Below are 12,508 nucleotides of genomic sequence, written 5' to 3' on the forward strand. Positions count from 1 at the left end.
ACGCCTCTGCGGAACCAATCTTATTGTGCTGAACCTAATTGCACCCATGCCTTCTCAATCTCTGCAACCGCCTGATCCTTATTCATGTTACCGCTGATATATGCTTGCATCAGCTCGCCAAATTTTTGGTGGAACGTATCCAGCGAGTAGTTAACAGACAGATCACCGGACTTCGACGTTTTCAAGATGCTTTCCATTTCCTTAGGCATTTCCAGATCAGGAAGCGGTGCATCCTTAATTGGAGGAATCACCTTCGCTACCTGGGAGAACCAGTTCTTGCCGTATTCCGAAGTGTACAGCCAGTTGAAAAATTCAATCGTTTCCTTCGATACTTCGGAATCCTTGTTGATACGCAGCGCCTGATCTGCACCGGTAATGATGACCGATTGATCAGCTTTGTCACTCACCGGATATCCCATGATGCCAATCTTAAGATCAGGATTAATTTTCTTGATTGCTTCCTCATCCCACGCACCTTTACCCGTCATAAACGCAGCTTTTCCGGATGCAAAATCACTTACTTCCGCATTGCTGTCCCGTTCCAGCGGCTTATCTGTGCCATGTTTCACCGTCAAATCAATGAAGTTAAAGAAGTTGTTGTACAGCACTGGGTAGTCCTTGATTTTTGCTTTGCCTGCGATAAAATCGCTAACGAGTTGCTTCGGTTCCACGCCCGCATCCTGCGCAGCAGCATCTACATAGTGTTGGAAGATATGCTTCCATACCCACCACTCTTTATATGCATTGGCAAATGGAGTAATGCCCTTCGCCTCTAGCTTGGTGACCGCATCCTGCATTTCTGCAATCGTCTTCGGCGGGGAGGTTACCCCAGCCTTGGTAAGCAAATCCTTATTGTAAATCAGCGTAAACAGGTTCCCCTTCACCGGGAATCCCAGCACTTTACCGTCACTGGAACTCATATTCGCTCGAACAGCATCCGTCATGGCTGCTGCCAGTGGCTCATTGGTCAGATCGGCGCTATAATCCGCATACGTGTCAATGTCGCCTCCTGCCGTCGTTTGGAATACATCCGGTGTACTACCTGAGGCTATTTTCGACTTCAGAATCGTGTTGTAGTCTGCCTGCATGATCTCCAGATTAATCTTCACGTTAGGTTTGACCTTCTTATACTCCTCGATATACGCGTTAAAAGCATCGGTATACTCCGGTGAGGCTGTGAACATATTTATTGTAACCGTTTTCAAATCTTCTTTGCCGCCAGCACTTTCTTTCGACGCATCCGTGCCGCCGCTGCTTCCACATCCGCTCAACAAACCGACCGTCAAAAGCAAACTGCCGGATAACGCCATCATCTTCTTTAACATGGATACTCCCCCATTTGTTTGTGATCAACGTCCATGCGCTCATTCTAAAAAATATACTCCAATTTAAAAAGGCAGATTAGTGAAGCGTTAAGGGTAAAAAAGTGGTTTATTGCAGGCTTACGCGATACTCAGACGGTGACACCTGATAATAATTACGAAAAGCCTTACTGAAATAATTTTTATCTTTGTAGCCAAGCATATCCGAGATTTCCTGTATTTTCAGGCTAGAATCACCCAGCAGCTCCTTCGCCTTGTCCATTCTAACCTTCTGCACATATTCGTGAATACCGTAACCAAACTGCTGCTTGAACAGCTTCATCAGGTATTCCCGACTCAAAAAATAGGTTTCGGCAAAAAACGAAATTTTGATATCCTCAAAATAATAACGGTCGATGTGCCTTTTGATGTCCGTTATGTCAAAGGGCTGGTTCCCCGCTTGAGCATGTTGGACCCCAGCAATGTAAAGCTCCAGCATTCGATTCAATCTCTGACCGTAGTGGACAAAGCTCGTAAAATCAGCAGACAAATCGCTTTCCCCCACTTGCTCCAGATCTTCCAAAGCTCCATCTTGATTCAACGCTGACGTAGACGCACCCAACTCAATCGCAGCTTCTCTCAGTAAAAAATGGAACTCCTTCATCATTCGATCCGCATCCTGTAAACGGAAAATAGGGCCTGATGCCAATTGTTTCAGCAGATCGCCCAGCAGTACCTTTGCCCGGTTTGCTTGACCTGTCTGAGCATCCTTTTGGATCGACAACAGTCGCTCTGTCCATGACATTTCCTCTAGCATTCCCATTTGCCGTGGCACTATATGAAGAATGGACTCCCCTTCCAGCTTCAACACATCCGTACTGTGGATAAGCGTCTTGGCATCCATATAAGCAGACGCTAGCTCCAATACATCTGTACAGAGCTTACCCAATCCGGCAGCTACCACCATGCTGAACAGCCCATGCAGGTTGGCCACCGCCTTCTGTGTCACTTGTGCCAATAGTAAGGCCATATGTTCTTCTTGTCCTGGGGCCAGGGTACAGATCGAAACGACCTCACGCTCCCGTCGCGGATGGGAGAAGCTAAAACAACTCAACCGTTCATCTGACGTCTGAGCTAACACATTGGTCACGGCAAAATCCATCAGATCGGCATCGCCATGAAAACGCGTCCTGCGAATCTCATCCCTGTTCAGCAGCCGCAGCACGATCACCCCAAAGCGATTCCCCTTCTGATCCGCTCCGATCAATGGGAGCAACGCCGTATTGGCCTGCCTTTTAAAGCTACCGTCCAAAATGGACAAATATAGCTTCTCTTTCAGCTTCGGCAGTGACATATTCAGCGTAATGTTCTGGCTAATGAACTTGTTTTTGCTTTGCTCTCGGCTTTCCAGAATGTCCACTGCTTTGCGCAGTGCCTGGTTCAGATCCTGACGATTGATAGGTTTGAGCAGATAGTCCACCACCCGGGATTGAATCGCCTGCCGTGTAAATTCAAAGTCGTTGTAGCCGCTAATGACAATCGTCAGCAGATGGGGATATGCCTTTTCGATCGCACGAAGAAATTCGATACCGTTCAGCTCAGGCATTTTCATATCGACCATCACCACATCTATATGGTGCTGACCCAACAGCTCCAGTCCCAACCTTCCATTCGTCGCCTCATAAATATGTTCGATGCCCAGACGGTCCCAGTCCCCGATAATACGAATGGCTTCGCGCAACGGCTCTTCATCGTCAATAATCAATACGTTATACATGACTACTTCCTCCCCGGGGAATTTGCATTCTCATTTCCGTTCCCGTTTCATCCGTAAGTATGAATAATCCTGCCTGATCTCCGTACAAAAGCTTCAGCCGTGTGTTCAGATTTTTCAAACCAATATGCTCGCTCTCCCGTTCTTCCCATTTTTCATGGAATGAATCCAGCACCATTCTCAGCTTGTCCTCTGAAATTCCAGGTCCGTTGTCCCTGACTGCAATTGTGGCATTTGTAGAACTCGATTCGGCTGAAATGACGATCAGAATATCGCTTGATACTTTTTCCAACGCATGCTTGATAGCGTTTTCCACCAACGTCTGCACAGATAATCTCGGGATCGGCAACTCCATCAGCGTTTCCTCCCATACCACTTCGACCCGCAGTCTCGCCCCGAACCTTGCTTTTTGCAGACCTATATACCGTTCAATGTGCTTGAGCTCTTCGCGGGCAACTACGATATCCTTGCCGTTGATGGAATACCGCAACGTTTGGGCCAATGCATCCACCATATCCGCCATGTCGAACATCTCCCGCTTTAATGCCTGTGTGGATATGGCTTGCAGGGCATTGTACAGAAAATGAGGATTAATTTCAGCCTCCAACGCCTTGAGTATGGCATTCTTTTCGACCAGCTTCATGCGATAGCGCTCATTAATAAGTTCTTCGGTTCTTTGGACCATTTCGTTAAAATGCAGCGACAAATATGCAATCTCGTCATGTCCCTTCACAGGAGCTGTTGCTCCAAAATCTCCGGTGCTAAACCGCTTCATCTGGGTGGACAGCTTATGTAAAGGTCGGGTAATGGCGTTCGAGGTCAGTGTCACTAATATAATAGACACACCTAAAAATAAAGCCCCGATGGCATAGCTCCAATTCCGTGTTGTCGTAGCTGCTTCATAAATCTGGCGGTATGGGATGGGCTTGATGAGCTGCCACCCATCTTTTTCACCAGCATCATAGACGACCAAATACTCCTGATTGCCACTGCTATCTGACCACGTTACTCGCCCGCTTCCTCCCTTGCCGATCTGTGCCAACACTCCGGAATCACGCATCCGCTCATAGAGCGGAAAGCTATTCACATAAAAGGGAACCCCTTTAGGGCTCATTAGCATCAATTGGTCCCCTTTGCCCAGTGGGATGTTCTGCATGATTTCATCCACGGCGCTCGTATTGTAATAAAAGGACAGCACCGCCTGCGGGTGACGGGATGCAATCGACCTCAGCACTCGATGGTATGCCATAAAGCTGGCTTGTGGCGCCACATAGCCCATATCAGAACGGGACCCTACAAAGGATTGAAATGATTCGTTCGTGGTACTAGCCATCGCCTCTTTATACCAAGGAAGCTTGGGAATATCCGTGTTTATTCCTTTGCGCACCGTAATGTTGTACGTCTCCCTGGTAACCACATAGTATTGATGTCGGTCCGCCACGTACAGATAGATCGCTTCCAGATCATTACGTGAATAAAACATGCTGCGCAAGTAATCTTCAATGACCATTCGCGAAGCATAGTCCCGGTTCTCATTGGCAATCGCGTTCATGATATCGTTATAACGTAGCTGTGGAAGAGCCAACTGCTGCATTCCCTCCAAGTAATCCTCCAAATTCTGATTGACCAGCAGCAGATTATTGGTCGTGCTGGCGATGCTATGGTTAACCGACTCCTTTTCAATCATCTGATAGGAAATAATTGTAAGTGAGCCCACCACCAGAATAATCACCGAGGTAAAAAGAAGAATGAGTTTGTTCACTAATTTTTGCGTGATCCTCCTCCACATGGAGCGAAGAATCGTTCCTACGCGCTCTGACATCATGATAACCGCCCCTTTTGAAAGCGTACACATTTTTACCCTCAACTGTTTTCTTAAATCCATTGGTCCGGCCCTAGGGGCTATCCTATACTTTCATTATATCTTAAACAGCTTGGAGCGAAAGAGCGGAAAATGTTGAGAAAAAGAGGTGCGTTATGCTGAAAAAAAGGGGAACCTGGGGCGACAAGGGTAGTAAACTGGAATTCGGTTTATTCACACTGCCCGTAATCTTGTGCATTACGATTGCATTTTATATTCCGTTTTTGATGACGATACGCTATTCCCTGACCAAGTGGAACGGCATATCCAAACATCCGAAATTTGTAGGTTTGGATAACTTCAAGCAAATCCTGCTTGGGGACGCCAATTTTGCACATGCAGCCTGGTTTACCGTCAAGTATGCCATCCTGTACATTGTATTGGTGAATGTGCTGGCCATTTTGCTGGCGCTCGTTCTCGATATGAAGCTGAAAAGCTCGGCTTGGCTGCGGGCGGCCTTCTTTATCCCGTATATCCTCAGTCTCGTGATTGTCGGCTTTATATGGAAATTCATCTTCATGCAAGGCTTTGAGTCACTGGGACACAGTACAGGCTGGGGTATCTTCCAGCTGAGCTGGCTGGGTGAGGAAGGGCTCGCGTTTGTTTCCATTTTGGCAGTATCGATCTGGCAATCCATTGGCTTTTACATGGTCATTTACATTGCAGGCTTACAATCTGTGCCAGAGGATCTAAAAGAGGCTGCCATTGTTGATGGCGCGGGGCCGATTCGGAGATTTTTCAGTATTATTCTACCGATGCTCGCACCTTCCATTACGATCTCAGTCTTCATGGCACTGACCAACTCGATCAAAGTGTTTGACGTCATTTTATCTCTGACCGGCGGTGGACCGGGAGGTACGACATACAGCATTGCGTATGATATTTACCGGGACACGTTCCAGAACAATCTGTATGGCTACGGAACAGCCAAAGCATTGATTTTATTCGTTGCAGTCCTGATCATTACGATTATTCAATTGTCTATTTTCAAACGCAGGGAGGTTGAAGCCTGATGCAACGCAGCCGTACGGGACGTATTTTGCTAGAAGCGGGCATGATTGTATTATCACTGTTATTTTTGTACCCGCTGTTTCTCGCCATTAACAATTCGTTCAAAAGCTTCGCTGAGGTCATGACCGACGTCATTGCGCTGCCCAAGCAGCTTTCGCTGGATAACTACGTATACGTATGGAAATTCATTGACTATCCACGCTTATTTCTGAATAACACCATTATTACCGTCGTCGGCCTGGCAGGTATCGTGCTGATATCTTCCATCGCGGCCTACAAGCTGGCAAGAACCAAAAGCAAATGGAGCTCCGTGATTTACATGCTGTGCATTATGCCGATGCTGATCCCGTTTCAGTCCATCATGCTCACTGTCTTGCGACTGGCGAAAGACTTAAATCTGGCAGACAGCACTTGGGGACTTGGCTTGCTGTATTGGGGCTTCGGCGCACCGCTGGCAGTGTTTATCTATCACGGCTTCGTGAAAGGTATTCCGGCTGAGATTGACGAAAGCGCCAAAATCGATGGAGCCTCGGGCTTCCGGCTTTTCTTTTCCGTGATTTTCCCCTTGCTGAAATCAGTCACCGCCACCATTGTCATTATCGACGTGATGTGGATTTGGAACGATTTTCTGCTTCCGCTTCTCATGGTCAACGGCTCACCCAGCACCAAAACGCTGACGCTGGCCGCCTACACCTTCGTTGGACAGTATACGTCAGACTGGCAATATGCCATGACCGCGATGGTAATGGCTGTGCTGCCTTCCATTATCGTATTTATTTTTCTGCAAAAATACATTGTCAAAGGCGTCGTCGCCGGAGCCGTCAAAGGCTGAGTCAAGTATTCGAAGCCAGATACAAAAAAGAGGACTTGCGTGTTGTTCGCGCAAGTCCTCTTGTCTTCGTGATATCCATCATGACTTCTGTACAGTATTCATTAAGCCTTAAACTGGCCTAGCGCTTTCAGCATCTCTTCCATAGCAAGCTGTAGGTCAGCAGAGCAGGTATTTAGACGGTTAATCTCTTCCATCTGGTCAGAGGCTGCAACCGATACTTCCTGTGAGCCGCCGCTCGTCCTGCGGGCGATGACAATAATTTCAGTAGCAGAAGCGGTAACTTCCTGCACACCTGCTGACATTTGTTCTGCGGTTGCTGCCATGCTTTCGATCCGTTCCGCAATGTGAGTGCTTCTTTCTACGATATGTTCGAAGCTGTCATGTGTCTCGTTCATCATCCGCAGCCCGCTGTCCACATGCGTTACCACATGTCCAATCGCTTCTGCCGAGCGCTGTACATCTCCATCAATGTTTTGGATAAGCTGCGCCACTTGGCGGGAGGCTATTCCCGATTGATCTGCTAGCTTCCGCACCTCGGATGCTACAACCTCGAATCCTCGTCCCTGCTCACCTGCGCGAGCAGCTTCAATAGAGGCATTCAGCGCCAGCAGTCCCGTCTGTTCAGATATTTCCTGAATAACCTGCATGATTCCGGTAATTTCACCTGATTGACGGTGAAGCGCTTGAATCAGAGCCTCCGTATGCTGGATGGACGAATGCAGCTCCCCCATCTGTTCCACCGTGAGGCGCGCCGTTTCCGCTCCTGCCTCCGCCTGCTGCTTGGAGTAGATAGCAGCTTCCGCAATCTCAGAAGCATTTTCCGCGACATTCTGAATGCCCTGAGCCATCTCTTCCATCGCCGTCTGATTTTCCAACACGCTTCGGGTCTGCGCTCCGGCTCCGTCTGCAACCTGCCGTATGGTGTCTGCAATCCTATTGGCCTGCCTGGTCGATGCTTCAGCAATGACAGCAAGCCGCCCCGTTGAATCGGCTACCGCTCCACAAGCATGCATGCCCTCGGAAATCAAAATGCTCAAATTTTCTCGCATTTCATTATAGTTGACACTCAGCCGCCCAAGCTCATCTCCACTCCGGTCAAGCAGGACAGAAGTAAAATCTCCCTGACCTGCCTTGGCGAGCGCTTGGCCTACACGGCCCAGCCTGCGGTTTACCCTGCTCATGTACCAGAGAATCACGGCTAGCGACACCGCAATAGCAATTACAATTACAATCATAAACTGGCGGATAAACCCGCTAATGATCCCGTCAATGATCGATTGCGATGCACCTACATACAGAATGCCAATCACAGCACCGTCCGCACTGCGGATGGGTGTGTACGCAGCTTGATACGTTTTGCCAACTACTACCGCTTGACCATAATAGGGCTGACCCTGCTTTAAGACAACGGTAGCCACCTTCTCCGATACTTTCGTGCCTACAGCTCGTTTGCCCTCCAGCATGACATTCGTCGCTACCCGTTGCTCCCCTTGAAAGAAAGTCACTGTATCGCCTGTTGCCTCGCCAATTTCATCGACGATTTCCTCATTATTGTTAATCCGTTGGCTCCCCTTATATAATTGCCCGTCCTTGATCTGCCATGCCCCGCTATACTTGTAGTCCACTAGGCGGGTTGCCATATTCAAGTCATTTTTAGCCTTTTCGGTAGCAAAAGCCTCAATACCCTCCTGCATTCGGCTAGTAGCCACATAAGCGATCACGACAGACAACACTATCAAAATGCCGATCACCATACCACTAATTTTTGTGCCTATTCCTATTGTCCGCATGTATTGGATACGTCCTCTCTAATCTGACGCCATGCCGTCACAACTCTATACAACTTAAGCCGAATCTGTTCCATCATGGATACTTATTTTATCGTACAAATTACCTAAAATTTTAATTATTTATCGATTTGAAAATTAATACAGTTCTTATCAGGTGACCTTACCTTCCTTGACAATTCCTCTTAATAATGATTTACTAATTTTACTATTCGTAATTATTACGATTAAAGAAAGGCAAAGAAAGCACGTCTGCTTTCCTATCTCGCATGATACCACTACAGCACATTCGACATTTCATGATACTTTCGAAGGGAAGAGTGATTACGTTGGCAAACGCTATGGAATTGGAAAAGAAAATACCGGTCACGGTACTAAGCGGGTACCTCGGCTCCGGCAAAACCACACTGCTGAACCATGTGCTGAATAACCGGGAAGGCTTGCGGGTAGCCGTCATTGTCAATGATATGAGTGAGGTAAACATTGATGCTGATCTCGTTCGTGACGGTGGAGGATTATCTCGTGTGGATGAGAAGCTGGTGGAAATGTCCAACGGTTGCATCTGCTGTACCCTGCGGGAAGATTTATTAAAAGAGGTAGAACGACTGGCACTCGACAAAAGGTTTGACTATATTCTTATCGAGTCCACGGGTATAGGTGAGCCCATTCCGGTAGCACAGACCTTCAGTTATGTAGATGAGGAAAATGGAATTGATTTGACCAAGCTGACCCGACTGGATACTATGGTCACCGTCGTGAATGCACCGGAATTTTGGAAAGACTTCTACTCTAGGGACTCCCTCAGGGATCGCGGACAGGAAGTGGCAGAAGAGGATGCACGCGGCATCGTTGATCTGCTCATAGAACAGGTGGAATTTTGTGATGTGCTGATCATTAATAAATGCGATCTGGTATCCCCAGAAGAGCTGGAACGACTGGAAAAAGCGTTACGCGGCATTCAACCAAACGCCAAAATCATCCGTTCCGAGTACGGTAAGGTGGACCCAAAAGAGATTTTGAACACGCATCGCTTCAATTTTGAAACAGCTAGTCAGGCGGCAGGCTGGATACAGGAAATGAACAAAGAAGAGCACGTACCGGAGACAGAAGAATATGGCATTGCTTCGTTTGTGTACAAGCGCAAAATCCCATTTCATCCTGAACGTTTGTTGAAATGGCTGGCTCAATGGCCTGCTGAGGTTGTACGTTCCAAGGGATTGGTGTGGCTCGCCACGCAGAACCGCACTGCTTTTACATTCAGTCAGGCGGGTAGCTCCAAACAATTCGCACGCGCAGGACTGTGGGTATCTGCCTTGACTGAAGAAGAACGCCAATACTATCTTGGCGAAGATTTCGAAAAGACACCTGACTGGGACGAAAAGTATGGTGACCGGGTGACCAAACTCGTATTTATTGGTATCGATATGAACCGGGAAGAAATCGAGCGCACCCTGGATGAGACACTGCTGACCCCTGAAGAAATGGAGCAGGATTGGCGCAAGCTGCCTGACCCGTTTACGAAAAAAATATAATGAGGTTATAAAATAAAAGCGCCTTAAGTGAGGAATCCCCCCCCTCTTAGGCGCTCTTATATTATTTATGCTTAACCCATTGCGAGCTATCCACCGGCCAAAAAATCACATCCGCACGGCCAACGATATCTTTAATAGAAACAAAACCAATAGCACGACTATCCCTACTATTATTGCGGTGGTCGCCCATCACAAAAATATAACCCTCAGGTACCTTGGAATCGGTTATGGTTCCATTTGGAAAATCGACATTGTTATATAGTTCTCCCTTGGCGTGCGCATCCTGAATAGCTCCCTGAATGTATGACTCCTCTACTTTCTTACCGTTCACATAAAGATGATCTCCTTGATACTGAATCGTATCTCCAGCTACTCCAATAACACGCTTAATAAAGTCTTTTTGTTCCTTTCTCACATGGAATACAACAACCTCACTCGGTTTAGGATCACGAAAATCGTAAATCACCTTGTTCACGACCACTCGTTCATCTGTCTTGAAATTCGGTTCCATGGACGCTCCCTCAACAATAAATGGCGCAAATAATAGCCAACGTATAATGAACACGAGCACAATGGCTACAATAATGGCCTTAAGCCAATCGATCATCTCATTTTTCACTCGTGGCTGCTTTTCCTGCAATTGTTCGACAGTTGAATCCGTCAAATGATTTCCACTCTCCATGCACTAAACCCACCCTTTCTCACAGTTTTCATTCCTATTATATGTATAATGTTTAAGTATAATCAAATTTTCCCAGTCTGGCAAAATTGCATTTTTAGTTGAAACAAAAGTGTGAACTTTTTTTCACAATATCAAAAAAACAGTAAAAAACTGTTGATGCAAACGTTAACATATATTACACTGTGCATATACTTCTTAGAGCGTTTTGGACTAATGGTAGATCAATCTGTCCCCCCAGGAGGTGTCCTGTTTTTAGTGGAAAGACAGCATGAGTCACTTTTATAGATGCTATCTTCTTTTAAAATATGAGCTCAAATAAGGAGGAAATTACATGTTTAAACGAAATGATCGTCCAAAAAACGGATTTAACGCTCTAAGGCTCGGTGTTTCTTTTGTTTTCGCTTCTTCTTGTCTTATTGGAACCGCTTACGCAGATACGTCATCCAACGACATCCCTTCTTCTGCACTCACAGAAAAGGCAGTTAGTACAACCGACGCAACAGCTGTCTCCACAACGTTAGCGGCAGGAGATTTGTATGTGTCGCCAAATGGTAACGTGTCCAATCCGGGTACAATATCCAGTCCTACCACGCTCGAAGCAGCACTTACACAAATTGCTCCTGGTAAAACTATTTATCTGCGCGGTGGTAACTACACTTACTCCTCAACGATTACAATTCAGCGTGAAAACAGCGGCAATAACGGCTCACTCAAAGGGTTGGTCGCTTACGGTAGTGAAAAGCCGGTACTTGATTTCTCTGCTCAAGCCTTTGGTTCAGCCAATCGTGGACTTCAACTTAACGGAGACTTTTGGCTAGTAAAGGGCCTTGAAGTAAAGGGTGCCGGAGATAATGGTATCTATATCGGCGGCAGCAATAACCGAATCGAAAACGTGGAAACCCACCACAACCGGGATACTGGACTCCAGCTTGGACGTTACTCGCCTAACGCTTCCACTAGTGAGTGGCCTTCGAACAATTTGATTTTGAATTCTTACTCTCACGATAACGCTGATCCCGATAATGGTGAGGATGCCGATGGCTTCGCGGCTAAATTAACTGTAGGATCAGGCAATGTGTTTGATAACTGCTTGGCTGCGTACAACGTAGACGATGGCTGGGATTTGTATAGCAAAACCGAAACGGGTCCCATCGGCGAAGTAACCATTTTGAACAGTGTGGCCCACCACAACGGGCAGACCTCAGATGGAACGTCTACCGCGAACAGCGACGGCAACGGATTTAAGCTGGGTGGAGACAAAATCAAAGTCAACCATATTGTGAAAAACAGCATTGCTTTCCAGAACAAAAAACACGGCTTCACCTACAATAGCAACCCCGGCAGCATTACGTTGACCAATAATACTTCGTGGGACAATGGACAAAGTAATTTTGCTTTTGACAAGGGTGATCACGTGTTCATAAACAATCTTTCCTTTGAGGGAAGCGCTAGTGACAAAACAAGCGGTACAGATCAAGACAACTCTAGCGTTTGGTGGAAAAACAAAAAATCGACAAATGCCAAAGGTCTGGTAGTCAGTGCAGACGACTTTGTTAGTCTCACGCCTTCTATCACTCGAAGTGCAGACGGTTCCATCCAGCTAGGTGATTTCCTTAAGCTGGCCAAAGGAAGCGATCTGATCGGCTCGGGTACTCCGAGCGGAAAAAATATAGGGGCACGTTAAAAGCCCCGCCTAATCAGGACGCCCTGGCCCATCTACCAACTTAG

General features: G+C 47.0%; 9 protein-coding genes. 4 read left to right on the plus strand and 5 right to left on the minus strand.

The annotated features are described in order from the left end of the window. Positions 1 to 20 precede the first annotated feature (20 nt). From ACM1ND_RS26075 to ACM1ND_RS26085, 3 genes are all read right to left on the minus strand, one after another. Positions 21 to 1,325, minus strand: a complete 1,305-nt coding sequence (locus ACM1ND_RS26075; RefSeq protein ID WP_028540854.1) for an ABC transporter substrate-binding protein — start codon at positions 1,323 to 1,325, stop codon at positions 21 to 23. A gap of 106 nt (positions 1,326 to 1,431) precedes the next feature. Continuing rightward, positions 1,432 to 3,078 (minus strand): response regulator transcription factor, encoded by a 1,647-nt coding sequence (locus tag ACM1ND_RS26080; protein ID WP_418026877.1) that lies wholly within the window; start codon positions 3,076 to 3,078, stop codon positions 1,432 to 1,434. Continuing rightward, positions 3,071 to 4,930 carry a cache domain-containing sensor histidine kinase gene (locus ACM1ND_RS26085; protein WP_023990949.1) on the minus strand — a complete coding sequence of 620 codons (1,860 nt, stop codon included), beginning with the start codon at positions 4,928 to 4,930 and terminating at the stop codon, positions 3,071 to 3,073. Before ACM1ND_RS26085 ends, ACM1ND_RS26080 begins: the two co-directional genes overlap by 8 nt. Positions 4,931 to 5,052: 122 nt before the next feature. Here ACM1ND_RS26085 and ACM1ND_RS26090 point away from each other — a divergent pair, with 122 nt between their 5' ends. Then, entirely contained in the window at positions 5,053 to 5,949 is an 897-nt protein-coding gene (locus tag ACM1ND_RS26090; RefSeq protein WP_013312582.1) for a carbohydrate ABC transporter permease, read from the plus strand. Beyond that, positions 5,949 to 6,779: a carbohydrate ABC transporter permease gene (locus tag ACM1ND_RS26095; protein WP_013312583.1), complete on the plus strand. Its 831-nt coding sequence runs from the start codon at positions 5,949 to 5,951 to the stop codon at positions 6,777 to 6,779. Before ACM1ND_RS26090 ends, ACM1ND_RS26095 begins: the two co-directional genes overlap by 1 nt. 101 nt (positions 6,780 to 6,880) lie before the next feature. On the opposite strand, the gene ACM1ND_RS26100 is transcribed toward ACM1ND_RS26095, so the two are convergent. After that, positions 6,881 to 8,569 carry a methyl-accepting chemotaxis protein gene (locus ACM1ND_RS26100; RefSeq protein WP_028540856.1) on the minus strand — a complete coding sequence of 563 codons (1,689 nt, stop codon included), beginning with the start codon at positions 8,567 to 8,569 and terminating at the stop codon, positions 6,881 to 6,883. 326 nt (positions 8,570 to 8,895) lie between these two features. Here ACM1ND_RS26100 and ACM1ND_RS26105 point away from each other — a divergent pair, with 326 nt between their 5' ends. Beyond that, positions 8,896 to 10,098, plus strand: a complete 1,203-nt coding sequence (locus ACM1ND_RS26105) for a GTP-binding protein (protein WP_279833306.1) — start codon at positions 8,896 to 8,898, stop codon at positions 10,096 to 10,098. 61 nt (positions 10,099 to 10,159) lie between these two features. Here ACM1ND_RS26105 and lepB read toward each other — a convergent pair whose 3' ends face one another. Then, positions 10,160 to 10,780, minus strand: coding sequence for a signal peptidase I (lepB, locus tag ACM1ND_RS26110; protein WP_068939127.1), 621 nt, complete (start codon positions 10,778 to 10,780; stop codon positions 10,160 to 10,162). Between the two features lie 331 nt (positions 10,781 to 11,111). Here lepB and ACM1ND_RS26115 point away from each other — a divergent pair, with 331 nt between their 5' ends. Further along, complete coding sequence (locus ACM1ND_RS26115; RefSeq protein ID WP_418026878.1) at positions 11,112 to 12,464, plus strand: right-handed parallel beta-helix repeat-containing protein; 1,353 nt, start codon at positions 11,112 to 11,114, stop codon at positions 12,462 to 12,464. Positions 12,465 to 12,508 lie beyond the last annotated feature (44 nt).

The sequence above is a fragment of the Paenibacillus sp. JJ1722 genome, from assembly GCF_048282685.1.
In the GTDB taxonomy this organism is placed as follows: domain Bacteria; phylum Bacillota; class Bacilli; order Paenibacillales; family Paenibacillaceae; genus Paenibacillus; species Paenibacillus polymyxa_B.